This window comes from Vibrio sp. Isolate30 (assembly GCF_022397975.1).
GTDB classification, from domain to species: Bacteria; Pseudomonadota; Gammaproteobacteria; order Enterobacterales; family Vibrionaceae; genus Vibrio; species Vibrio fortis.
Window position 1 is genome coordinate 559032 of sequence record NZ_JAKEUS010000001.1, and the last position, 25770, is coordinate 584801.

A 25770-nucleotide genomic window follows, 5' to 3' on the forward strand; every position below is an offset into this window, starting at 1 on the left:
TCGTGATCTAAATATCAGAACTCGCAAGAAAGTGAAAATAGGTAAACAAAAAATTCATCATTCAAAGTTAAGTTATGGAACGGGGGCTTGTGATCATAATCACTCCAATTTTTTATTCTGGAGCTGAACATGAGATTTGGATCACTAACCCAACGTCAGTACGCCCCCTACGCCCTTTCATCTACTCCTAGTCATCCGTTAGGCCGGGATGATGTTTAGTTAATTGTGACCATGCACGATATGTCACAGATGAATTAGAACAAATAAAAGCGAGATTTCTGAAATGAAAGCAACTCAGCAAAAAACTTTTGATAAAGTGTCGTTCCAAGAAAGTGTTAAGAAACACCTATCTGCAACCTACGCAACTACAGTAGAAACAGCGGATAGCCGCGCATGGTACCTAGCAATGGGTCGTGCTTTAGCAGAACTTACTACATTTGATCTGCTTGCTACTGAAAACGATGAGAAGATTAAGAACGCTAAGAGCGTTAACTACCTATCTCTAGAGTTCCTGATTGGTCGTCTAACAGGTAACAACCTGATTAGCATGGGTCTTTACGAGCAAATCACTCACGCAATGGAAGAGCTAGGTCAAAACCTAACTGACCTTCTAGAAGAAGAGCGTGACCCATCACTAGGTAACGGTGGTCTAGGTCGTCTAGCTGCATGTTTCATGGACTCTTGTGCAGCACAAGAATTCCCAACAGTAGGTTACGGCCTACACTACGAGTACGGCCTATTTAAGCAATCTTTCGAAGATGGCCGTCAAAAAGAAGCACCAGATGCATGGCGTGGCGTTGAAGGCTACCCATGGGAAGTGGCTCGTCCAGAGCTTGCACAACACATCGGTTTCTACGGTCACGTTGAAGTAGAGTATGTAGACGGTCGCGAAGTACGTACTTGGGTTCCAGGTATGGAAGTAAAAGCAATGCCTTGGGATCTACCTATCGTAGGTTACGAGTCAGACACGGTTTACCCACTACGTCTTTGGGAATGTCAGGCTATTGCACCATTCTCACTAGCAAGCTTCAACAACGGTGATTACTTCGAAGCACAACACGCGCTAATCGATGCTGGTAACATCACTAAGGTTCTATACCCGAACGACAACCACGAAAAAGGTAAGACTCTTCGTCTAATGCAGCAGTACTTCCACTCTGCAGCGTCTGTTCGCGATATCCTACGTCGTCACGAAGCTGCAGGTTTTGCTCTAGCAGATCTACCTAAGCAAGAGACTATCCAGCTTAACGATACGCACCCAACAATCGCTATCCCTGAGCTAATGCGCATTCTTATCGATGAGAAAGGTCTAGATTGGGATACTGCTTGGGACATCAGTGCAAACACGTTCGCATACACGAACCACACACTACTTCCTGAAGCTCTAGAGACTTGGTCTGAGTCGCTAATCCAGCGCCTACTTCCACGTCACATGGAGATCATTTTCGAAATCAACCACCGCTTCCTACAAGAAGTTCGTAAGATGTGGCCTGGTGACGGTGAGAAGCAAGCGAAGCTTTCTATCATCCAAGAAGGTTTCCACCGCATGGTTCGCATGGCAAACCTATGTGTAATCGGCTCTTACAAAGTAAACGGTGTAGCCGCGCTTCACTCACAGCTAGTTAAGAAAGATCTATTCCCTGAGTTCAACGAGATCTTCCCAGGTAAACTGACTAACGTGACAAACGGTATCACGCCACGTCGTTGGTTGAAGTTCTGTAACCCAGGTCTATCTAAGCTTATTACAGACAAGATTGGTTCTGAGTGGCCAGCGAAACTAGAGCAGCTTGAAGGCATCGCTCAGTACGCAACAGACGCGAAATTCCAAAAAGAATTCATGGCTGTTAAGAAAGAAAACAAACAGCGTCTTGCTGATTGGGTTCAAGAGAACATGGGTATCGAGCTAGATACTAACGCTATCTTCGACGTACAGATCAAGCGTCTGCACGAGTACAAGCGTCAGCACCTAGACTTGCTACACATCCTATCTCTATACCACCGTATCCTGAACGAACCTGGTTTTGAGTGTGAGCCACGTGTATGTTTCTTTGCAGCGAAAGCAGCTCCGGGTTACCACCTAGCGAAAGAAATCATCTTCGCGGTGAACAAGATTGCAGAGAAGATCAACAACGATCCTCGTATCGGTAACAAGCTGAAAGTGGTATTCATCCCTGACTACCGTGTAAGCATGGCGGAAATCATCATCCCAGCGGCAGACGTTTCTCAACAAATCTCACTTGCGGGTAAAGAAGCTTCTGGTACAGGTAACATGAAGATGGCTCTAAACGGCGCTCTAACTATCGGTACGATGGATGGTGCAAACGTAGAGATTCGTGAAGAAGTTGGCGAAGAAAACATCTACATCTTCGGCCTAGACGTTGATGGTGTTCAAGCGGTGAAAGCGCAAGGTTACAACCCTTACGATTACTACCACGCAGATCCACTACTGAAAGCGTCACTTGACCTACTAACGGGTGAAGAGTTCACTCCAGGTCAACCAGGTCTACTACGTGCAACGTTTGATAGCCTACTAGATGGCGGTGACCCATACCTATGTCTAGCGGACTTCGCATCTTACGTGAAAGCACATGAAGACATGGACAAGCAATACAAAGACCAAGCGGGCTGGGCTAAGAAAGCCATCCTAAACACCGCGTTGGTTGGTAAGTTCACATCAGACCGCTCAATCCGCGACTACGTGAACAACATTTGGAAACTAGAAGCGGTTAAACGTTAATAGAACCCAAAAAAAGCCAAGGCAGTTTCTGCCTTGGCTCAATTAGTTGGCTCAAAGCTAAATTGAAATAAATAAACTTAGATAAATAACCCTACAAAATTGAAAGCGTTAGCGCGTTTTCGGAGATAGCGATGAAAGAACAAAGCGTATTAAAACAAGTCGCAGAAATGGCAAACCTTGCCGACAGTTACGTAAGTGCGTGGGGCGATGAAGCACAAGTATCTGACGAAACATTAACTCGTCTATTGGCTTCATTGGGCTACGACATAAGCAGCGACGACGCTCTGCTTAAATCTGCAGAGAAAAAACACAAGAAAGATGTATTAGACCCAGTTCTTGTCTTGCGCGATGGTGAGCCTGTAGAGGTTGCACTAAATCTAGGTGTGAGTGCTCGTGAAAGTGAGTTCAGCTGGCGTTTAGAGACAGAGCAAGGAGAGGTACTTGAAGGCTATCTTCAATCTCAAGTTGTACGAGACGAACGTGCAGAGGGTGGCCCTTTAGTGTTTGCATTGCCAAACGATTTGGCATGGGGTTATCACAAACTAGTCGTTAGCCGTAAGCGCCGTAAAAAGCCTTATGAGATGACACTTATCATCACGCCAAAAGCGTGTTACAAGCAGAATCCAATTGAGGAAGGTAAGAAGCTTTGGGGCCCAAGTGTCCAGCTTTACACACTTCGTACTCAGCACAACTGGGGTATTGGTGACTTTGGTGATCTAAAGCAACTTGTCGCTGATATCGCTTCACGTGGTGGTGACTTCGTAGGTCTTAACCCAATTCACTCTCTGTTCCCTGCAAACCCAGAAGGTGCGAGCCCATACAGCCCATCTTCACGCCGTTGGTTGAACATTCTATACATCGACGTGAGCTCAGTGCCTGAATTCGCGTTGAGCGCAGAAGCACAACAAACGGTAGGCAGTGCAGAGTTCCAACAGCGCCTACAGAAAGCACGCGATGCGCATTGGGTAAACTACACAGAAGTGTCTGAGCTGAAGATGAGCATTCTTCCGCTGCTATTCACTGAATTCAAACATCGCCACCTAGATAAAAACAGCGACCGCGCACAAGCATTCCTAGCGTTCGTTGAAGAGGGCGGTGATAGTCTAATGCACCAAGCAGCATTCGATGCACTGCACGCAGAGCTTCACGCAGAAGATTCAAACATGTGGGGCTGGCCTGTATTCCCAGAGAAATACCGTACATTTGAAAGCCCAGCGACTCAAAAGTTCATCAAAGACAATATTGAGAAAGTACATCTATACATGTACCTGCAATGGCTAGCAGATTGCCAGATCAATGATGCACAATCTTTGGCAGAAGAGAAGGGCATGGCTGTTGGTCTTTACCGTGACCTTGCGGTAGGTGTTGCTGACTCTGGTAGCGAAACGTGGGCGGATGAAGGCAATCTAGTTATGGATGCGAGCATTGGTGCTCCACCAGATATTCTAGGTCCACTTGGTCAAAACTGGGGTCTACCACCACTAAACCCAGAAGTACTTCAAGCAACGGGCTACGATGCATACATCAAGCTACTGCGCGCTAATATGAAGCACTGTGGTGCACTGCGTATTGACCACGTATTAGGTCTACTACGTCTGTGGTGGATTCCAAAAGGTGAAGACGCAACGCAAGGCGCGTACATCTACTACCCTGTGCAAGATATGCTAGCAATTCTGGCGCTTGAATCTCACCGTTATCAGTGTTCTGTGATTGGTGAAGACTTGGGTACTGTGCCTGATGAGATCGTAGACATTCTTGCCGATGCAGGCGTTCACTCATACAAGGTATTCTTCTTCGAAACATCTGAAGAAGATGGTGGTTTCATCTCACCAAAACATTACGCATCACAATCTATGGCGGCACTGTGTACGCACGATATGCCGACGCTACGTGGCTTCTGGCACTGTGATGACCTGAAGATGGGACAAGAGATTGGTCTATATCCAAATCAAGAGCAGCTGAATGGCTTGTTTGATGACCGTCTAGAGTGCAAGCAAGGTATCCTAGACTCTGTGGCATGGCATGGTTTTCTACCAGAAGGTGTAGGCCGTGACGCAAGCCAAGTTCCAATGGATTCTTACTTAGCTGAGGCACTACAACTGCACGTTGCGGCAGGCTCTTCAACACTACTGAGTGTTCAGCTTGAAGACTGGCTAGAGATGGATCAGCCTGTAAACATTCCAGGTACGGTTGATGAGTACCCGAACTGGCGTCGTAAGTTGTCGATGAACCTTGATGAGATTTTTGCTCATGATGGTGTTAATCGTATCGCTTCTCGCCTGACCGAAGTTCGTGAGAAAGCGGGTAACTAATATGCTTGAGTGGCCCGAGAATACTGAGATTTTTGCTTGTTGCATAAGAAACTATAATCTTGGTCACTCAAACGTTTTCGTACGTCAGGTACAATAGATCGTCGTTATATTGCCCGCATCCATAGCGGGCATTTTTATTTTATATTTTTTGGATGTTTGGTTAGGGAGAAAGGTTTTGGAAATGAGTTCAATTTCAAAGCAAGAACAAATATATACCCAACTATCACAGGCTTCGTTTGCAGACCCATTCTCATGTTTAGGTCCATATATTCCTTCTGATGAAGGTGCATTGCGTGTATGGATTCCGGGAGCAGATAAAGTTGAGCTGATTGTTGGCGACGAACCTCGCGTTGAGTTAGTGCGAGAGGGCGACAGTGGCTTTGTCCTAAAGCAAGAGCGCGATTTGCGTTTCACACACTACAAATTGGCTGTTGATTGGGCTGGCGTAGAACAGATCTTAGATGACCCTTATCAATACCACGAGCTGTATGCGAGCTACGAAGCGCTGCATACGCCAAAAGACATGTACCATCATATGGGTGCTCAGTTTATTACGTTAGAGCGTGATGGTGACTCAATCTCTGGTACACGATTCCTAGTTTACGCACCTCACGCGTCAGCGGTTAGCTTGGTGGGTAATTTCAACTCTTGGGATGGCCGACGTCACCCAATGCAACGTCTTGATTATGGTATTTGGGGGCTATTCATCCCTGAACTAGAAGAAGGCGCACAGTACAAATTCGAGCTGAAAGGTCCAAATGGCGAAGGTCTACCGCATAAAGCAGACCCTTGGGGCTTCTATTCTGAGCAGTACCCATCGTTCTCTTCGGTGACTTACGATCACGCACGTTATGAGTGGCAAGATGCGAAATGGCAAAGCCGCCCAGTAACTGAAAAACGCAAAGAAGCATTGTCGTTCTACGAACTGCATGCGGGTTCTTGGAAGCGTGATGCGAACGGTGATTTCTTAAACTACCGTGACCTCGCAAAAGAACTGATTCCATACCTAACTGACCTTGGTTACACCCACGTTGAATTGATGCCTGTATCAGAGCACCCGTTCTACGGTTCTTGGGGCTATCAACCAGTGGGTCTATTTGCGCCAACGAGCCGTTTTGGTTCTCCGGATGATTTCAAATACTTTGTTGATCAGTGTCACCAAGCTGGCTTAGGCGTGGTGTTGGATTGGGTTCCTGCCCATTTCCCAAGTGATGATCACGGCCTAGCAAACTTCGATGGTACGCCTCTGTTCCACGATCCAGATCCACGCCGTGGCTGGCACCAAGACTGGAACTCTTACATTTACGATCTTGGTCGTGAGCATGTACGTCGTTTCCTAGTTTCTAATGCGCTGTATTGGTTTGAGCAATTCCACATTGACGGTATTCGTGTGGACGCTGTCGCGTCGATGCTTTACCTAGATTACTCACGTAGTCATGACCAATGGGTACCAAATGTTGACGGTGGCAATGAGAACTACGATGCCATCGCGACATTGAAGTGGATGAACGAAGAGGTGTACAAACACTTCCCGAACGCAATGACTATTGCGGAAGAGTCCACCGCATTCCCAGGTGTATCTGCTCCGACATTCATGGGCGGGTTAGGCTTTGGCTTTAAGTGGAACATGGGTTGGATGCATGACAGCTTGTCTTACATTCAAGAAGATCCAATCAACCGTAAGTATCACCACGATACGATTACTTTCCCACTCGTTTATGCGCACAGCGAAAACTACGTGTTGTCACTGTCTCATGATGAAGTGGTTTACGGTAAAGGCTCTATCCACAACAAGATGCCAGGTGATGAGTGGCAGCAAACGGCTAACCTGCGCGCTTACATGGGATACATGTATGCACAACCGGGTAAGAAGCTTAACTTTATGGGTGCTGAGTTTGGTCAGACTGCAGAATGGAATCACGACGACCAACTGCAATGGTTCCTATTGGACTACGAGCGCCACCAAGGTGTTCAACAGCTAACCAAAGACCTTAATCATCTATACCGTGATGAAGCGGCGATGCACGATTTGGACTTTGATCCTCGTGGCTTCGAGTGGCGTCTTCAAGACTCTGCAGAGGCAAGTATTTTAGCTCATGAACGTATCAGTGAATCTGGTGAACGCGTATTGGTGGTTTCAAACTTTACGCCAGTACCGCACGAGCACTTCCGCCTAGGTGTACCTGTTCAGGGTCAATACCGCCTGTTATTGAATACCGATGACGCTAAATACAACGGTAGTGGTTTTGAAGTGAAAGAGGTTGCGGAAATCGAAGCCGTTCAGAGTGAAGGGCTGGATACCTCGATTGAGCTGAGACTTCCACCACTAGCGACGGTTTTCTATAAGTTGAGCTAGGGTCTGAAGATCTTTAACTAAGATTGAAAGCAAAATGGGAGCCTCGAGGCTCCCATTTTTATGTCTACTTAACTCGCTTTAGCTTGGTCTAAAGTTGGTCATTTTCAGTAAAGAACGACCAATTACCGTCTCAATTACTTGTCTTGCATTACTTCCAAAGCTCTCGACTGCTTTCTGGCGCAGTTCTCCGTCCGCTTGTAAGTTGAAACCCTCAGGTTGCTCTGTTTGCGAGGCGTGAAAGAAGATCAGTTTCATGACACTTTGAAATTGTGGTTCTTCTAACGCTTTATCCCATGACTCGTAAAAGGCATTCTCGCTCGAAAAATTAAGGGGCTGCAAAAGAATAGGCAGAATATGCCCATGCAGAGCTGCTCTAATAGCGCGAGTTGATGGAAAGTAGCCTTGCAGGGTAGTGAGGCTTACACCAATCTCTTTAGCAATACGAGCATATGTGAGAGATTCATGCCCTTCTGCCAAGAATAGCTCTAGAACGATTTTGTTGTATTTCTTCTGGTTTTCGAGTTTCTGTTGTTGTGTTATACGTGCCATACGGTATTGGGATACTGTTCTGAATTTAGAGTATGGTAATCTGATAACGCAATTATCGCAATTATGAAACAAATAATTCATATTAATTTTCATAAAAAAATAAGTTTCAAAAATAGTGTAATAAAAAAGCCGCTTGATGAAAGCGGCTTTGCAAATGCGATCTAGAACGGATACCAGAATAATTGGGGTTCCAATATTCGCTTAGTGATGGCGAGAGCGACAATCAATACGATGACAACCAGCGTAATGAAGTCCGCTCTTTTTAGCGGTGCTGAGCTATACCAAGTACGTGACTTATGACGTCCGAAGCCGCGTAGAGTCATCGCGTTAGAAATCTCATCAGCACGGTCCAAACTCGAGAAGATGAGCGGCCCTAAGATCTTAGCAACGTTTTTAATACGAGCTACAAGTGGCGCTTTCTTTGACAGTTCAACGCCTCGCGCTTGTTGTGCGTGCATGATATTAACGAAGTCTTTTTTCACTTCTGGTAAATAACGAAGTGTAAGACTGACAGCATAAGCAATCTTGTATGGCACACCAATTCGGTTGAGACTTGCTGCAAACTCGGTAGGGTGAGTTGTAAATACAAAGATCAACGCAATCGGAAACATACTCATGTATTTCAGAGTGACTGTGATGAGATAAAACAGTGTCTCTTGGCTTAGAGAGTAGTTACCTGGCAAAGTAAGCAGAATATGCTCACTGCCGATTAGCTCGGTACCTTGTTGAGGTGCAAGCAAGTACATGAACAACGCATTCAAACTCAATACACTGACAGTACCAATCAACAGTGGTTTATAAACGCTCACAGGTACGCGCGTCATTTTAAGTAGCAGTAAACCAGTTGTAATCAGCGCTACGATTAAGCGCAGATCAAACGTTGTCAATACAACGGTTACCCATGCTAAAAACAGAGCAAACTTGGTGATGCCATTCAGTGCGTGCAGCGGTGATTTGGTATCAATGTAGTTAATACCAAATTTGATTTTCGAGGCATTCATAGTGCGCTTCTCTCGTAGTCGATGAAGTACTGCATAAATGCATTGGTGTCTTCGATTTTCATCATTGTCGCGAGTTCGTAAATGCTGGTGGTACACAAGTTAGCACGGTCTAATAACGAAGGCTGGCTAAAGACTTCAGTCATAGGTGCATTGGCAATAAGCTTGCTATCCGCAATAACAATAGAGCGAGTGGTGTACTCAAGCACAAGGTGCATGTCGTGAGAGATGATCACCACGGTAATACCTAGCTCTTTGTTTAACTTTTGGATAAACGCCAACATAGAAGTGTAGTTACGATAATCTTGGCCAGCTGTTGGCTCATCAAGAATCAACAATTTTGGCTCTAGCACAAGAATGGCAGCGATAGTGACACGCTTTTTCTGACCGTAGCTTAGGGCTTCGATTGGCCAATGACGGAACTTACTCAGCCCGCAAAGCTCAAGTACCGATTCAACTTTCTCTTTTATGGTTGCTTCATCAATACCACGATTACGCAGGCCAAAAGCGACTTCATCGAAAATCATATGATGTGAAATCATATGATTTGGGTTTTGCATTACGACGCCGACTTTCTGGCTACGCTCAAAAATAGAGAGCGTACTCAGGTCTTCGCCATTAAGGTAGGCAGAACCAGAATCAGCCTCAATCACACCCATGATCAACTTGGTAATGGTCGATTTACCAGAGCCGTTCTTACCTAAGATCGAAACAAACTCGCCTTGACCGATTTTAAAGCTGACATCCTCAAGCGCGTTTTTTTCGCCATCGTAAGAATACGTCAGGCCATGCACTTCAAGTAACGGCGTGTATTGTTTTTCAGCTTGTGCTGGTGGACGCTGGTTAAACCAACCCTGCACGGTTGGTCTAAACGCTTTGTAATTCAAAGACTTTAAGTCCGAAAGCGTGTCTTTGGCTGAAAGCGGTACTTGAGCAGCTTTTAGCGCTGAAAGGTACAGCGGCTCACGAATGCCGTGCTTTTCGAGCAGACCGGATGCAAGCAGCTCATCAGGTGTTGAGTCAGAAATGATCTCACCTTGGTTCATTAAGATGACGCGATCGACATGGCGATGCAGCACATCTTCAAGACGATGCTCGATAATAATGACGGTTTTGTTCGTTTCACGATGCAGTTGGTCGATGATCTCAATAGTCGCCTTACCCGTTTTAGGGTCTAGGCTCGCTAGAGGTTCATCAAAAAGCAGCGTGTCGACTTCATCAACTAAAATTCCGGCCAAAGAAACACGCTGTTTCTGACCACCAGACAGGTCATGAGGTGAGCGATCAAGCATGTCCGCTAGATCAACCATCTTAGCGGTCGATTTCACTAACGGGTACATGTCGATGCTCGACATCAGTTGGTTCTCTAGTGCAAAGGCAATGTCTTCACCAATGCTTAGGCCAACGAACTGGCTATCGGTATCTTGAAGTACGGTACCAACTTGTTCGGTAAAGTCGTGCATGGAAAAGCTAGCACTGTCTTGGCCAGCAATCTCTAGTTTACCGGTGGTTTCGCCTTTAATTGCGTGTGGGATTAAGCCATTTAAACATTGACCAAGGGTAGATTTACCACTACCACTTGGTCCAATAATGACGATTTTCTCTCCTTTCTCTATCCTTAGATTGATATTCTTTAGCGTCGGCTTATCCAGCGACTCATATCTAAAAGAGAAGTTCGAAAATTCGATAGTCATTAAACGCTTATGCCTCTGTTAGGTTACGGCTTTGCTTATTGCGCTTTGCAACAGATTTTAGAATTAGGAAGCCTACAACAGCGATAAGTACAGTGTTACCTGCTGCAATGATAGAGAGTTGCGTAAAGACTTTAGTGAACGGTTCTGCGTAAAGAATCGTGTCTAAGAATGCTGAACAGCCGTAGCCTACAACGTTACCGGCTAAGGCTAAAATGACGAAAAGAGCGAAATCTTTCATTGGAAGTTCGCCTTGCGCAAGGCGGTTTTTAGTCATTGCTGGGAACAGGCCAATGACCATACCCACGATACCTGAGCCCAATACCCAAGTCAGCCAAACGCCCCAACCAGCGAAAAGGTCAGTAACCCAGTGACCGATAAAGCCGACAAGGAAGCCTACGATAGGGCCAAATAGAACAGAGAACAGCGCAAGCACTGCCATTGCTGGCTTTAGAGTGGTGTTTGCAAAGACAGGCACACCAAACATAGGTAGACCACCAATACCATATAGGGCAGCGCCGATGGCAATGACGACGACAGTTTTCGCTGAAAAGTTCATAGATAACCTCAAATGAAAAAATTTGCTTTATAAAGAGCGTGTATTCGCCATTGAATTATAAGTTGTCTTAGAGACGATTTTTTAGGCAAATATAAAAATAAGGCGCGCATTATACAGTAGAAATACTCTATAAGGAAAGATAAGTGTCTGGATGTCTAAACAAGTTAAGCAGCTTGGTTAAAGAGTGATTAATATGCGCTGAATTTAGACCCAATACGAAAAAAGCCAGACAGTGTCTGGCTTTTGCATTCGCGATGATTGGATGTGGGAACTACCGCTTAGATTAATGATCTAGGTAGAGGTAGTTCTGCCAGCTCTTCATTCGAATGAGCACCTTACGCATCACCGAAACATGAGTGAAACTGTCGGAATACACCGCAACTTCAACCGCCGTACCCATTGGAAGGTGGTACTCCGACAGATCGTCGGTAATCGTCATTTTGGCAAACACGCGTCCAGAGGTTCTTACTGCATTTGTACCCAGTAATGTGCCTCGAGCTTGTATTTGGCTTTCTCCTATTGCAGGAATAACTTCATCAATACGTCCTTTAAATATCTTCCCTGGTAGCGCTCTGAATAGGAACTCAGCCTCAAACCCCGGGTGCAGTCGCTGCAAAGAGTTTTGGCGAAATGCAGCTATGTAATATTTGTCTTCAGTATGAATAAACGTCATCACTGGTGATAGCGGTAGTGGAACGGCCATAACACCTGGACGCAGCGCAACTTGAGTAACATAACCATCTGTTGGTGCTCTTACTACGGTCTGTTCTAAGTCAAATTGAGCCTTACGTAAATCGGCTAATAGCCCCGCAACCGCCGTATTCTCACCACCAATCTCTGAATTTAGTGCAATTTGAGCTTGCTGCTGGTTGGCTTCAGCAACTTTTAGGGTCGCTTCAGCTGCTTTGTAAGCCTGACGTTTAGTATCCAATTGTTGCTCAGTAAAGGCACCGCTTTTGTAGCCTCTTTCGTAACGAGAAAACTCTCGTTGGGCTTTATCTCTTTCAGCGATAGCTTTGATTTTTGCCGCTTCAGATTCTGCGAGTTGGGATTCAAGCCCTAAAGCGCCTTGGCTCGCTTCTTTTACTTTCGCTTCTAGCTTAGCCACTTCAGCTTCAAATGGGACAGGGTCTATCTTGAAAAGAATATCGCCTTGTTTAAGAGGAGTGTTAGGTTTTACTGGAACCTCAATCACTTTTCCTCGTACACCAGACACAATAGGTGTTGTTGAATAAACCTGATTACCGAGCTGTGTGAAAGGGTGGTTGTAGTTCATTAATAGAATCAATGTACCTACGATGACAACACCACCAAGAACAGCCGTGGGTACCGTCCATTTGTTTAGAGGGATATTGAACACTTTGAAAATCGTGATACAAAGTGCCGCATAGGTCATTATCAGTAGTAAATCCATTACTTAACCTCCTGAACTTGAGACTTATCTTGGTTTGAAACTTCAGGTGATGCTTGCGTGCCAACGGCTTCTTTTAGTGCAGTGACTTCTTTTTGAAGAGCGGCGACTTGATCGATTAACGTATCGACGCGGTGGTGAGTATCGTGCTGTTCTTCTTCTAATTTAGCGAAGCCCCAGCCACGGTCTGTGCGCCACAAGGTTGCCCAAATCCAAAGAAATGGCCAAATGGTGTGAAGTGTGAATAGACTAACCCAACCGGAAACGTGAATGGCATCTTGATGAGGGTGATTACGCTCTTTAGCGATTTCATAAGGGATATCATGAATCACAATGATTCCGTAAAAAATGACTAGTGCAACAAAAATTAATAAGCCGAGTGCGAAATAGTCTAAAAACATAACAGGTCCTTGTAATGTTATTAATGAGTTATCAGTATAGTACGCTATCGCACAAGTAATTGTTATAAAAATGATTTGTTTGTATATGATTTTTAGAACGGACACCGATAAAACATAGATTCTCACTATCAATTTCACTTGTTAGTGTTTATTTACTTTCTGGAGGCGAAGAAGAGCCAATGAGCTATATAGGTGAAGTAGCTGCGATTGGAGCGGCCATTGTTTGGGCTGGCGCTACGTGGATTTATAGTCAATTCAGTCACCGTTTTTCAGCGATGCAGCTCAACATAGTCAAAGGTGTACTCGCTTCGGTGATGATGATGCTTGTTATCCCTATGATGCCTATGCCCGAACTTAACATAGAGACGAATCATATATTGGTGTTAGCGATATCAGGGATTATTGGTATCGCGATAGGCGACAGCGCTTATTTTGCTGCACTTAAGAGGATAGGGGCGAATAAGACGTTACTGCTAGAGTCGCTCGCACCTCCCCTGTCTGGCGTATTGGCTTTGATGTTACTCGGTGCTGCGCTATCAATACAGAGCTGGCTCGGAGTGATAATCACCACGCTGGCCGTGACCTTTGTTGTGTTTCAGCCTAGCCAAAAAGAAGAGCGTGTTGATTGGAGTGGCGTTGGCTACGGTTTATTGGCAAGTGTTTGTCAGGCATCTGGCGTGGTTATTTCACACTATGCGTTGGTCGCTGGTGATATTCCGCCGTTACTCGGGGCGTTGATCCGGTTAGCGGTTGGGTTTTTTGCGGTGATAGTAATGATTCGATTTTTCGAACCCAAACCATTTTCTAGCATGCTCAAGCATTTGAAACAGATGGGTAAGAAAGACAAAGCTTGGTTATTGGGAGCGATTTTTGTGGGGACGTTTCTTGCGCTTTGGCTTCAACAAGTCGCGCTTAAGCATGCCAATCCAGCGATTGCTCAAACGCTGATCGCGACCAGTCCCGTATTTATCCTGGTGATCTATGCCATTAAAGGGGAGTCAATATCCAAGCAGAGTTTGGTCGGAACATTGGCTGCTGTGGGGGGCATATCTCTGTTCTTTCTCTAGAGTTGAGACAAAAATAGAGAGGCAGCGACCTCTCTATTTTTATAACAATAACGGCAAAGCGAGCGTGTTGAAAAAGGCTATTCAGTACAGACTTGGTTTCGTCCATTTGCTTTTGCTCTGTAGAGCGCCTTATCCGCACGATAGAAGGTACGTTGCGTGTTTTCACCATCACGATGTAAGGTAATACCTACGCTGACGGTTAAACCGCGTTCACCCAGTATTTCATGCCAGCCAAATTGGAAGATACGCTCTCGATAATTCTCTGCGTGCATCGCAGCTTGTGCCTGAGTGGCGTTTTCCAGAATAACCAAGAACTCTTCGCCGCCAAATCGGACACAAGACGCGCCACGGAATTTAAAGTAGCCAGCTAATTCCTGAGCCACGCTGACGATCGCTTTATCGCCAACTAGGTGACTCAGCTCGTCGTTGATCGATTTGAAGTGGTCGATATCGACAACCAAGAGAGCAAACGACGTATTGTGGATAAGCAGGTCTTTAAGTTTTACATCCAACCAACGGCGGTTGTGTAAACCTGTGAGTGGGTCGGTAAACACGTCTTGTTGCAGTTGAGCTACGGTATTCTTATGTTGCTCAGTCGTTTCTTTAAGCTCTTTATTCTCTTGCTCAGACAAGATGAGTTTGAGTTGCAGTTCAAAACGCGATAAACGACGAAGTTGGCTTGCACCGAGTTCACTGATTGGGATCTGTTTCATCAGATCTGTTTCGATGCGATAGCCTTTCTTTTCATGTTCTAGCGCTTCTTTGTAGTGCCCTTGACGCATACAAACTTCACTCATTGAATCGTAGAACCGCTTAGCGAGTACAGGCGATGAGTAGCTTTTCACTCTTTTGCTAGTGCTTTCAAGAATCATACTCGCGTAGTCTTGCTTATTGATGATGGTTAAGCAGTGTGCAAGCTCCAAGCGGATCATGGTGGCTAACCAACTTGCTTGGGTATTGGTTGCTGTGTGTTGTACAGAAGAAATACAGCGCAAGGCATCGTGGTGTTTTTTCTGCGCTCGATAGACTTTGGCTTGATAAAGCGAAATTTGTGCCGTCAGCAGTTTATTGCTCACCAGTATGCTGAGCTCTTCACATTCGCGAAGGAGATCACTGGCTGCTGTGATTCGGTTGAGATGAAGAAAGCTTGCAACCATGTGAAGCTTAAACTTTAGACGGAGTAGGCGACTACTTATGGCATGATCGATACTGCTGATCTTTTGGTAGTAACGAAGCGCACGGTTATGATCTCCATAGGCATCGCATAGGTTACCCATGCCTAAAATTGCCATGACATATTCGTCGATGTGCCCATGTTCAACGGCAATGTTAGAAGAGCTAATAAACTCATTCAGCGCTGCAGTGTAATCTCCGGTTTCGACTAAGCGATTACTGAGACTGGTTTTGACCGTTAGTATGTCTTCAACATCATTAGGCAAGGTTAGCAGGTTGAGCGCTTCGCGCAGCTCATCAATACTGATTTGATTCTGTTGCAGCTCTGCACGGTATTCAGAGCTAATAATGTAGCAGTGTGCTTGTTCTTGTTGTGTAGTCGCGATGTGCTGGCGAATGTGGTTCCAGAAAATGATCGCCTCTTCACCAGAAACCGAAGAGGGGTCCAAGCCTGCGTCCGTGATCTTATTTAATAACGTTTCCATCAGCCTCTTTCTCAGCTTCGTCTTCTTCTAACTGTTCTAAGGTGAACGGGAAGGTCAAGATGTCATGAAGTGTAACAACAGGAGGAGCACCTTTTAGTCCCTTCCTGTGCCAAGGGTAGATGTTAAGCATGGTCGTGATCTTGTCAAAGATCGCCTGTGCCGCATTCCCTTTTTCGGCCAGCATCAGCGCAACTCGTTCACCGCTTAAACGCGAGATGAAATCTTCTTGGTTACAGAAGGTATGAGCAAGTTCGGTGCACACTTCGAGATAGTTAGGGTCATCATGCTGGAACATAATGATGCTATGGTTTGAGCGTTTAAGCTCAGTCTTAAACAGCACCAATTGTTCCCACCAAAAAGTCTCTGAAACCACGTGAGAAAACTGTTTCTCAGGGTCGTATTCGTATTGACCGCGAATTCTGTTAATCAACTTACGAGCTCGTTGCTCTAGTTGGCGTTTTGAACTGCGCGCTTTGTCTAAGCCTACACGGGTGGTTTGTTCGCGAAGCATATTGGTCGAATATTGACGATATTTTTTAAAGGCAATCAGTGCTGTTTGATAATCTTGATTCTCTTCTGCGACCAGAGATTGTTGGTAGCAGATTTGGCTAAGCAGCTCACCGTTATCGAATTCGTTGGCCGACTGCTCTGCGTGAGTTAACAGTTCAGACGCTTGGTGTGGTCTCTTTCTCAATAACTCTAAACGGGCACGGCTAATGAAAGAGTGTGCTTTCATCCAAACTAGGTTGTGCTCAACCGCGAGCTTGTGCGCCTTGGCGGTTGCTTGTTCCGCATCATCGAGACGCTCAAGTCCAAGTAAGGCTAATCCTCTAAAATCCCATACCTCGGCGTGCCAGGTGTTATCTGGGTGATCTTTCAGTGCTTCTTCTGCACCGTCGAGCACTGAGAGCATCTCAACATAATTGTTGAGTAGGTAGTAATCCCACGCTAATAAGATCCTCGCCTTGCCTTCAAGCCAGCCAATTCGGCTATTATTTGCCACCTTAACTGCAAGCTGATGGGTAGAACGTGCGAGCTTGTACTCATGCGTGATACGCCAGATATTACCAAGTCCAATCAGACATTCGATTTGAATTTCGAGTTCATCGACCAACGCAGACTGTTCGAGTGCGTTAATCCAGTATTGTTGAGCAGAGTAGTATTTGGCTTGCCCCCAGAATTGGAGCGCATGAAGATGGAGAATTTCAGGAAGAAAGAGATCAGTATCGAGTCGATTTTGGCGCTTATAGGCCTCTTTTATGTACTTTAGGCCCTTGCGGTAATCCATAAGATTCCAGCAGCAGCGAGACATCAGCATCAGTGACTGAATCGCCCCCTCTTCAAACAAAACCTGTTCAGCTCTCACCAGGCATTGCTCAGCCACCTCAAAGACGACGGCGGGTTCTGAGTCTATACGCTTTTTGAGTTTTTCAAGCTCTGTTTCAATTAGATACTGGTTTTTGTCCAAGGCATAAGTCCATTATTATCGAACATACTGATAACACCATCATTATAAGTGTGTGATTTAGGATAAGCACTAATTATCTAACGAAGAGGTGATACCAAGTAATGATCTTTTCGATTAATGAGTACTACCTCATGTTATTACTTGGTATTCAACTACTTCTAGCATATTCAGCTAGATGACTATCTTCGCCTTACGACAGTAGCTGCTTCAAGGTGAGAGGTTGTTCAGCGACGCCTAAGCGTTGTGCCGCGGTTAGCCCCTCTTTATCTTGGTAGCACAAATTATGCCAAGCTCTGAAAATATCGAGCAGAGGAAGGATACCACCAGGACGCAGCTTACGTCTTGGTTCATTAATGAAACCGTCAAACAGGACTTGGAATCGCTGTTGGTAAAATTTGGTTTGCTTAAGAGATGCGTGCTCAAACCAATGTTCTGGTTGAGTTTGGTTACCAGCCAAGTAACAGATCCCTTTTTGCTTGTCACCTTGACTAGCGATCGCCCAACGGTCTCGCCACCAACTCATGTGGACAATGTCGATCTTCTCAAATCCTAAACTATCGTCCCATGCTGCATCTTCCTCAACATACATCAAGTCGACGTTGTTGTTTTGGATTCGTGGTAAGCAGACGCTCAATGCCGCTGATCGCAATAGCGGATCTTGAGGTAGGTAAATAGATACAGGTTTGCTCTCATCACACATATCTAATACGTGAAGGAAGTGAGCATAAGAGGTATAAGGTGGACGAACTAAAGCCCCTTTAGATGGATAGCTGAAGGAGGTGAGGTTACCCATTGGATCTTCGACGTTACCACGAGCAAGAATCACTTGATATTGCTGCTCAATGCGCTTTTTTAGATCGTCAGACGAGGTTGGTAACTCTAAGTTAGCCTCAGACGAGTGTTCTTTGGAAACGAATCGAGCGACGGAGTCGTAAGGGTTATGATCAATATTGCCAACAGGCTCTTCATTTTGAGAGTAGTTGACGTGTTGACAAAGAATATAGCCGGAATGCGCTTCGCCCGTAGCAATCCACACCACGCCATTATTACTGTGTGGCTGTAATCGCTGATAATGGGAAGCAAATTGGTAATCCTTCGCGTGATTAACCCAACGCGCATCGATCATTGCAAGCTTGCGACGGCAGCGGCTAGCAATATGATCCACGTGATCGTAGAAAGTTTTTGGGTTGATCTCTAGTTTTCTACAGATTTCACGTACGGAATAACCCATGAACAATAAGCCCATGAGATTTTCTTGAAACTGGAGTTTTTTGTTGGATCCTGACCACTTATCAACAAACGTCGATTGGCAATCTTTACAGCGATAGCGTTGTCTATCTCCGCTGTAGCCAAAAGCGTGATACAGATGTTTATGAGTGTGAACAGAAAGCCCAAAGTTGTCGCAGTCATCATTGCGACACGCAGGAAGGCCGTCACTATGGAGGTGACGAAGCCGATGAAGTTCATTCAAAACTTCATGGTTATTAAGTAAGGGGGGGAAAGCTCCACATTCACGACAAACCATCGCTGGACGCTTTGGGTTTGCATGTTGCAAAACATATCGTTTTGCATCGCTCAAGCCAAAGTTGTCACACGCCAATGTTTTACAAAAGTTGAGTTGTAAACCGTCCGCGTCTTTTGGCAGCTCGTCGTTGGACACGATCGCCCCCTCGGGATTATTTGGGCAGCCAAGCGAACCTGGCTGCGGGGTATTGCTTTTCAATGTATCGTTTATCAAGGATTAGATGTTGATAGCTGTCTCTAGAGCTACTTTCATCATATCGTTGAACGATTTTTGACGCTCTTCAGAGCTTAGTTTTTCACCACGGATGATGTGGTCAGAAACTGTTAGGATAGTCAGTGCTTTTGCGCCTAGGTCAGCAGCAACGCCGTAGATACCAGCAGCCTCCATATCAACACCTAGGATGCCTAGTTTTTCCATCTTCTCGAAGATGTCAGCTTCAGGAGTGTAGAATAGGTCAGCAGAGAATACGTTACCTACTTTTACTGGTACTTCTTGAGCACGCGCTTGGTTTACAGCTTCTTCTAGAAGACCGAAATCAGCGATTGCTGCGAAGTCGTGGTCGTTAAAACGAATGCGGTTAACTTTAGAGTCAGTTGATGCACCCATACCGATAACAACGTCCATTAGTTTAACGTCGTCACGTACTGCGCCACAGCTACCAACACGGATAACATTTTTTACACCGTACTCAGCAATAAGTTCGTGAACGTAGATGCAGCATGAAGGGATACCCATACCGTGGCCCATTACAGAAACTTTCTTACCTTTGTAAGTGCCTGTGTAGCCGAACATGTTACGAACATCACAAACTTGCTTCACGTCATCAAGGAATGTTTCAGCGATGTATTTTGCGCGAAGTGGGTCACCCGGCATCAGTACAGTTTCAGCGAAATCACCAGCTTGTGCGTTAATATGAGGTGTAGCCATTGTCGTTCTCCAAATTTATAGCGGTAATTATAGGAACAGAATTTTTAATTACCGTTTCTGTTGAATTGAATTCGTTTCGATGAGGCAATATTAGCGAGTTAAAATGGGATTCCTTGAGAGGCGGGTCACAAAAAGAGGCGTTTACAACAATTGTTCGATCGTTGATAACTAAATTTGTTGAAACCGCAAAGGCAATCGATTTTGCCAAGCTGATATCTGTTGAATTGAAGAGGGAAGCATCAACTATGGTGCGATTCGTATGCGAAACAGAGTTTAAGAGCATTGTCGAGACAAGGATTCAGCATTAATCTAAAATGATAATAATAAAAAATAGGGTTATTTATGTTGTACCGCTCAAGCTCAACGCTTCTTAACGTAGTAAAAAAACGAATAATTAAAAAACGTATTGCCATTTCTTCGTTGCTGGCGACTAGCCTTTATTCTGCCTTTAGTTTTGGCGCAACGTTTGAATTGCCGCCGAGTGATAGCCGTGTTGTTGGTCGAATTCAACATCATGAAGTGGTGGCAGGAGAAACATTAGCTTTGATTGCAAAGCAGTATGATATTGGCTTTTTGTCTCTGATGGCGGCAAATAAAGGGGTCGATCCATTTCTGCCAGCAGAAGGTTATGTGCTGAGCATTCCCAGTCGCTTTATTCTCCCTGACACTCCGCGCCAAGGGGTTGTTATCAATTTAGCCGAATTAAGGCTTTACTATTTTGAACCAGTGAAGAACCTTGTTCATGTGTTCCCCGTTGGCATTGGGCGAGTAGGACGAGACACACCAGAAATGGTCACAACGATTAGTCAAAAACGACCAAACCCGACGTGGACGCCACCTAAATCTATTCGTGAAGAATACTTGAGCAAAGGCATTGAGCTCCCACCAGTCGTACCAGCAGGGCCAGAGAACCCTTTAGGTGATTACGCTTTGAGGCTGGCTTATGGCGCTGGAGATTACCTTATCCACGGCACTAACAAAGACTTTGGGATTGGCCTTCGTGTCAGCTCGGGTTGTATTCGAATGGAGCCGAAAGACATTGAATGGTTGTTCGATAAGGTTAATAAAGGTGAGAAGGTCGCCATCATCAACGAACCTATTAAGGTGGCATTAGAGCCAGATAGGAGTGTGTTCGTAGAAGCGCATGAGCCTTTGACACGTAGTGATGGTTCTAAAAAGCCGTTAACGATCCCCATTGAACTAAAATGGTGGTTAGACGAAGCCGATGTATCTAATTCGAAAGCCAAATCTGTAATTTTCGCTCAGAATGGTGTGCCTGTAGAGATAGCGCCTCCCACTCAGCAATGGTAGCTCTAGGCACTGTTATCTGAATTTGAACGAACGCATTTAGTTTGTTCTCTCCAATAGGTTCGAGACAAACAAAAGCGCCACTGCAAAAGCAGTGGCGCACAACTCATTGGTACATAAATTATTTAGTGTACGAGCTTGCGATATTGTCGATACGCTCATTAGCACGCATCGCTTCTTCTTTCGCTGCCATCGCCGCGTCGTTAGCTTCTTGAGCTTTCATTTCTGCGTCTGATTTTTCATTCTTAAGTGCTTCAACTTCACTGCTTAGTTGAGCTACTTGGTTTGATAGCTGTTCCATCTCCGACATTGCCGCCTCTTCTGGATCTGAAGAACAACCTGCCAATACGAACACAGAGGCTGCAGCTGCGATTAACACCTTATTCATAAGAACTCCTTGCTTATTGATCATCAAAAGATGCGCTATACATTCTTAATCATATAGTCGCTTCAACATTGATTGTAGCGACTAATTACTCAAGCGCAAAAGTGATCCTACGAAAAATTGCCAAATTATTGAGGTAATTAGCAAGGTGTCACACTGATTCTCAAAAGTGAGAACGATAAAACCCTCGAAGATAAGAGGTTGATATCTGTATGATGCTTCACACTAATTTACCGCATGTATACTCGAAGACTCAGTAAAAAGCCGGATAAATTTTATGTGATCTCTATCCTTGTAAAGGGGTTTCGCGGTATCATGTCGCGTTAAAATATTTTTATTCAATACCATCAAGACTGGAGAGTCCTTTGCACTTTAAAGATTTAGGCTTAGATAACCGCTTACTGAAGAACTTAAAACATTACGACTTTAAGAAAGCGACAGAGATCCAATCGAAAGCGATCCCTGTTGCTATTGCCGGTAAGGATCTATTGGCTTCATCAAAAACGGGATCAGGTAAAACATTGGCATTTGTACTGCCGATGATTCACAAGGCATTAAAAACAAAAGCGTTTTCTGCTCGTGATCCTCGTGGTGTAATCTTGGCTCCTACTCGTGAACTTGCTAAGCAGGTGTATGGCGAATTACGCAGTATGCTTGGTGGTTTATCTTACGAGGCGACACTGATCTTAGGTGGTGAAAACTTTAACGACCAAGTTAAAGCACTTCGTAAATACCCTCGCTTTATTGTTGCGACTCCTGGCCGTTTAGCTGACCACCTAGAACACCGCTCGTTGTTCCTAGATGGTGTTGAAACGCTGATCCTTGATGAAGCTGACCGTATGCTTGATTTAGGTTTCGCTCCAGAATTGCGCCGCATCGCTAATGCAGCGAAACACCGCCGTCGTCAAACCTTGATGTTCTCTGCAACACTTGATCACGCCGAAGTGAACGACATTGCAAATGAGATGCTAGACGCCCCTAAGCGTATTGCGATCGGTGTTTCAAATGAGCAGCACCTTGATATCACACAGAAGTTCTACCTATGTGACCACCTAGACCATAAAGAGGCGATCTTAGACCGCGTTCTGGAAGAGGCTGAGTACCGTCAGGTTATGATCTTCACGGCAACTCGTGCTGATACTGATCGTCTTACCGAAAAGCTGAACGAGAAGAAGCTAAAAGCTGTCGCATTGAGTGGTAACCTAAACCAAACGCAACGTAATGCTATCATGAGCCAGTTCGAGCGTGCGGTTTACAAGATTCTGGTCACTACAGATGTGGCTTCTCGTGGTATTGATATTCCAAACGTGAGCCACGTAATTAACTTTGATATGCCTAAGCACACGGAAGAGTATGTTCACCGTGTTGGTCGTACCGGCCGTGCGGGTAATAAAGGTGATGCGATCTCTTTGGTTGGTCCAAAAGATTGGGATAGCTTCAAGCGTGTTGAGCTTTATCTACAGCAAGATCTTAACTTCTCAGTTCTTGAAGGACTAAAAGGTAAGTTCAAAGGCATCAAGCCTCGCAAACCAGCTCTCAAGAAGGGCGGTCCTGCTAAAAAAGCGGGTAAACCTCAAGCGAAGAAGACAGCGAAGAAACCAGTTAAGCGCGATAAGAGCTTCCACCAGAATGTGGCTGTGGGTGATTCAGTCTTCATCCCTAAAAAGAAAGTCGCACCTAAAGTCGACGACGAATAAATATGAAAACCGCCGGAATGGCGGTTTTCTTTTATTTGCACAGTCGGATATCTTTAAAAGTCGAAGGTCGACATTGAATTCATCAGTATATGCGTTGCGATGTATTTATGAGTTGCTGTGGTTGGGTGTGTCACGCCCCAAAATATATAGCTATCAGAACCATAGGTTGCACAGTCGTTGGTCAGACTATGGCTGTATAGGTAGTCTTGAGATGCACTACGATTAATATCTAGGCAGGCATCTTTTGCGTTTCTAAACCCGTGTTTTTGTGGGGCGCTGGTGATGCTAGAGAATAGAGCGTGCGCATCAAATAGGATCACGTTGTCACCTTTGCTTTGATAGTACTCTGCTTGTTCTTTGATGAACTGGTTGAACGCCAGAATCTTGCCACGAACTGTCTCGATTTCTTGGGCCGTTGAGTACTTAAACTGAGGGGCTTTGGTCGCATCTGGTAGGGTGAACAACAGAATGTTTTTTGCGCCAGCGTCGGTCAGGCGAATCAGTGCGCTACTAAAGTCAGCTTTGACATCAGCCACTTCACGTCCGTAATTCATAAAGTCATTTAACCCAAACTCTAATGTGAATAGCGTGTTCTCTGGGCGATAATTTTTCGCCATCTTCATGTAAGTCAGGTACGAAGTGACCTGATCATAGACACCAGTAAGAGCGACATATTGATTGGTTCCTGCTGCGCCACCCACAGCCCAGTTATAGAGTGGAACGCCCTTAGCGTTAGCCAAGTATTCAGTCCAAACAAAGCCGTTAGAGAAGTGACCCAAGAACCAAGAATTAGGGTTAGGGAAAATCCATTGTGACCCATTAAATAGGTTCCCCGTGTCTGAAAGACTATCGCCAAAAGCAACTATTCGGTTGATTTGGTTCGCTTGAAAGCCGTGATCGTTGGTCCAGATAGAATGGTTGTAAGAGAAGCGGTTGTCAGCGGCAAAGTAGGTGATGTTGGCTTTGTCGTGCTGAACATCCAAGGTGTCTACACAACGCTGCTTGATCTCTTGTTGTGGAGTCTCGCTATAGAACATATTTTTAAAGGAGATCGATGACCACCAGTAACCGTCAATTGTGTAATAGTCTCCGTTTTCTTTTCTAGCCCACTCCCAGTCGGTTGCTGGTGAATCATGGCTTGCGTCTGTTCGATACCAACACCTAACGTAGGTATAGGTGGAGGCTAATTGTGTTTGTGCGACTTGAGCTGACGTGATTGCTTCTGGAGTCATACTATTGTCTTGTGCGGAGGCGGCACCAAATGGCATCAATAGAGCCAAAACTAACGTTGTCTTTTTCATATATAGGTTCTTTCAATCGATTGTTAGAAGTTGAATAGACCAGTTATCAGTATCAGTTATTGAAAACTGGTCAGACCTATATCTCGTAGTGATGCGTTTTGGTCAATCCATTTGATTTTATAATTTTCTTTATCTGGTACTAAGATCCATTTTTCAACGTAAAACCGCTCAAAATTTGTCCTTTGTTTATTCCCCAAAACTTCATCTCAATCACTCTAGATTTTCCATACTTCGCCTAAATCAATTAAAAACAACAAGTTAAATGGGTGGCGTTTATTGAGTTAAGATGAAGGTAGAGACATGATCATAACGATTTGTGGCTGTGTGAATGTATTACTGATGTTTAATTTAGATGTTGAATGGTGGCTATTGCTCACGATTTCTAATTTATAAATTTCTACTTTTTGAATTCCTCTCCTAGCTTTTAAACTCATCCGAGGTCTAATTAGTTAAGGAGAAAGACGTTGAAAAAGATGATGCTGATGGCAGCTCTGTGCATGGGAAGTGCCAGTGTGAACGCTGGAACGAGTACCGCACCACTGGAACATTCAGGGTACACACAAACTCAGTACCCAATTGTGTTGGTGCATGGGTTATTTGGTTTCGATACCTTGGCCGGTGTGGACTATTTTTACGGTATTCCTGAATCGCTAGCCAAAGATGGAGCTAACGTTTACGTCGCACAGGTGTCTGCGACAAACAGTTCTGAAGTGAGAGGCGAGCAGCTTCTTGCGCAAGTAGAAACCATTATCGCGGTTACTGGCGCAGAGAAGGTTAATTTGGTTGGTCATAGCCATGGCGGCCCGACTGCAAGGTATGTTGGCTCCGTGAGGCCAGATCTCGTGGCGTCAGTGACCAGTGTCGGTGGGGTTCATAAAGGCTCTAAAGTCGCTGATTTGGTGAGAGGGAATGTCGCCGAGGGATCAATAACCGAGTCGATTGCCGTCAAATTGGCTGGTGGCCTTACAACATTGATTAACTTACTGTCAGGCGGGAGCGATCTTGAGCAAGATGGGCTCGCTTCATTAGAAGCTCTGACCACAGAAGGTTCTCTAGCATTTAACCAGCATTATCCAGAGGGTGTCCCTACATCAGCGTGTGGAGACGGAGAGTGGCAAGCTAGCAATGGTGTCTATTACTACTCTTGGACTGGATCGTCGACCTTCACCAATCTACTTGACCCAACCGATGGGGCGATGACGATTTTAGGCTTGGCGTTTGATGGCCCTAGTGATGGTTTGGTTGGGACTTGCAGTGCGCATTTAGGTCGAGTGATTGGTGACAATTACAAAATGAATCACTTGGATGAAATCAATGGGACGCTAGGGATCCACCACCTTTTTGAAACAGACCCTGTCACTCTCTATCGTCAACACGCCAATCGTCTCAAGCTTGCCGGCTTATAAAGCCAGTTAGTATT

19 protein-coding genes are annotated in these 25770 nt (G+C 45.1%); 7 read left to right on the plus strand and 12 right to left on the minus strand.

All coding sequences use genetic code 11. The features are described 5' to 3' along the window. The first annotated feature begins 283 nt into the window (after window positions 1-283). The 3 genes from L1D60_RS02525 to glgB all read left to right on the plus strand — a co-directional run bounded on the left by L1D60_RS02525 (window position 284) and on the right by glgB (window position 7405). Window positions 284-2737, plus strand: a complete 2454-nt coding sequence (locus L1D60_RS02525) for a glycogen/starch/alpha-glucan phosphorylase (protein WP_239839589.1) — start codon at window positions 284-286, stop codon at window positions 2735-2737. A 131-nt stretch (window positions 2738-2868) separates the two neighbouring features. Beyond that, on the plus strand, window positions 2869-5049 hold the full coding sequence (gene malQ, locus L1D60_RS02530; protein WP_239839590.1) for a 4-alpha-glucanotransferase: 2181 nt from the start codon (window positions 2869-2871) through the stop codon (window positions 5047-5049). A gap of 175 nt (window positions 5050-5224) precedes the next feature. Beyond that, a complete protein-coding gene (glgB, locus tag L1D60_RS02535; protein ID WP_239839591.1) occupies window positions 5225-7405 on the plus strand; it encodes a 1,4-alpha-glucan branching protein GlgB in 2181 nt (726 codons plus the stop codon). Window positions 7406-7483: 78 nt separating this feature from the next. On the opposite strand, the gene L1D60_RS02540 is transcribed toward glgB, so the two are convergent. The 6 genes from L1D60_RS02540 to L1D60_RS02565 form a co-directional block, all read right to left on the minus strand. After that, window positions 7484-7954, minus strand: a complete 471-nt coding sequence (locus tag L1D60_RS02540; RefSeq protein WP_239839592.1) for a TetR family transcriptional regulator — start codon at window positions 7952-7954, stop codon at window positions 7484-7486. 161 nt (window positions 7955-8115) lie between these two features. Beyond that, window positions 8116-8955: an energy-coupling factor transporter transmembrane component T gene (locus L1D60_RS02545; RefSeq protein ID WP_239839593.1), complete on the minus strand. Its 840-nt coding sequence runs from the start codon at window positions 8953-8955 to the stop codon at window positions 8116-8118. Further along, a complete protein-coding gene (locus L1D60_RS02550) occupies window positions 8952-10646 on the minus strand; it encodes an ABC transporter ATP-binding protein (RefSeq protein ID WP_239839594.1) in 1695 nt (564 codons plus the stop codon). The genes L1D60_RS02545 and L1D60_RS02550 overlap by 4 nt, the downstream gene beginning before the upstream one ends. A gap of 7 nt (window positions 10647-10653) precedes the next feature. Next, window positions 10654-11202: an ECF-type riboflavin transporter substrate-binding protein gene (locus L1D60_RS02555; RefSeq protein WP_239839595.1), complete on the minus strand. Its 549-nt coding sequence runs from the start codon at window positions 11200-11202 to the stop codon at window positions 10654-10656. 283 nt (window positions 11203-11485) lie between these two features. Continuing rightward, entirely contained in the window at window positions 11486-12616 is a 1131-nt protein-coding gene (locus L1D60_RS02560; RefSeq protein ID WP_239839596.1) for an HlyD family secretion protein, read from the minus strand. Next, the gene (locus L1D60_RS02565; RefSeq protein ID WP_239839597.1) at window positions 12616-13014 is read right to left on the minus strand and encodes a DUF3302 domain-containing protein; all 399 of its coding nucleotides are present in this window, start codon (window positions 13012-13014) and stop codon (window positions 12616-12618) included. The genes L1D60_RS02560 and L1D60_RS02565 overlap by 1 nt, the downstream gene beginning before the upstream one ends. A gap of 179 nt (window positions 13015-13193) precedes the next feature. Here L1D60_RS02565 and L1D60_RS02570 point away from each other — a divergent pair, with 179 nt between their 5' ends. Then, the gene (locus tag L1D60_RS02570) at window positions 13194-14081 is read left to right on the plus strand and encodes a DMT family transporter (protein WP_239839598.1); all 888 of its coding nucleotides are present in this window, start codon (window positions 13194-13196) and stop codon (window positions 14079-14081) included. A 77-nt stretch (window positions 14082-14158) separates the two neighbouring features. Here L1D60_RS02570 and L1D60_RS02575 read toward each other — a convergent pair whose 3' ends face one another. The 4 genes from L1D60_RS02575 to deoD all read right to left on the minus strand — a co-directional run bounded on the left by L1D60_RS02575 (window position 14159) and on the right by deoD (window position 19659). Continuing rightward, the gene (locus L1D60_RS02575; protein WP_239839599.1) at window positions 14159-15739 is read right to left on the minus strand and encodes a GGDEF domain-containing protein; all 1581 of its coding nucleotides are present in this window, start codon (window positions 15737-15739) and stop codon (window positions 14159-14161) included. After that, on the minus strand, window positions 15720-17207 hold the full coding sequence (locus L1D60_RS02580) for a hypothetical protein (protein WP_239839600.1): 1488 nt from the start codon (window positions 17205-17207) through the stop codon (window positions 15720-15722). Before L1D60_RS02580 ends, L1D60_RS02575 begins: the two co-directional genes overlap by 20 nt. 190 nt (window positions 17208-17397) lie before the next feature. Next, a complete protein-coding gene (locus tag L1D60_RS02585) occupies window positions 17398-18867 on the minus strand; it encodes a lactate dehydrogenase (protein WP_239839601.1) in 1470 nt (489 codons plus the stop codon). Between the two features lie 81 nt (window positions 18868-18948). Then, window positions 18949-19659, minus strand: a complete 711-nt coding sequence (deoD, locus tag L1D60_RS02590; protein WP_032550517.1) for a purine-nucleoside phosphorylase — start codon at window positions 19657-19659, stop codon at window positions 18949-18951. Between the two features lie 342 nt (window positions 19660-20001). On the opposite strand from deoD, the gene L1D60_RS02595 reads away from it, so the two are divergent. Beyond that, entirely contained in the window at window positions 20002-20970 is a 969-nt protein-coding gene (locus L1D60_RS02595) for a L,D-transpeptidase family protein (protein WP_239839602.1), read from the plus strand. A 118-nt stretch (window positions 20971-21088) separates the two neighbouring features. On the opposite strand, the gene L1D60_RS02600 is transcribed toward L1D60_RS02595, so the two are convergent. After that, on the minus strand, window positions 21089-21355 hold the full coding sequence (locus L1D60_RS02600) for an Lpp/OprI family alanine-zipper lipoprotein (RefSeq protein WP_239839603.1): 267 nt from the start codon (window positions 21353-21355) through the stop codon (window positions 21089-21091). 362 nt (window positions 21356-21717) lie between these two features. On the opposite strand from L1D60_RS02600, the gene L1D60_RS02605 reads away from it, so the two are divergent. Beyond that, window positions 21718-23049: a DEAD/DEAH box helicase gene (locus tag L1D60_RS02605; protein ID WP_239839604.1), complete on the plus strand. Its 1332-nt coding sequence runs from the start codon at window positions 21718-21720 to the stop codon at window positions 23047-23049. A 53-nt stretch (window positions 23050-23102) separates the two neighbouring features. Here the strand turns inward: L1D60_RS02605 and L1D60_RS02610 are convergent, their stop codons facing one another. Further along, on the minus strand, window positions 23103-24350 hold the full coding sequence (locus L1D60_RS02610; RefSeq protein ID WP_239839605.1) for an SGNH/GDSL hydrolase family protein: 1248 nt from the start codon (window positions 24348-24350) through the stop codon (window positions 23103-23105). A 464-nt stretch (window positions 24351-24814) separates the two neighbouring features. On the opposite strand from L1D60_RS02610, the gene L1D60_RS02615 reads away from it, so the two are divergent. Continuing rightward, a complete protein-coding gene (locus L1D60_RS02615) occupies window positions 24815-25756 on the plus strand; it encodes a triacylglycerol lipase (RefSeq protein WP_239839606.1) in 942 nt (313 codons plus the stop codon). Window positions 25757-25770: the final 14 nt, after the last annotated feature.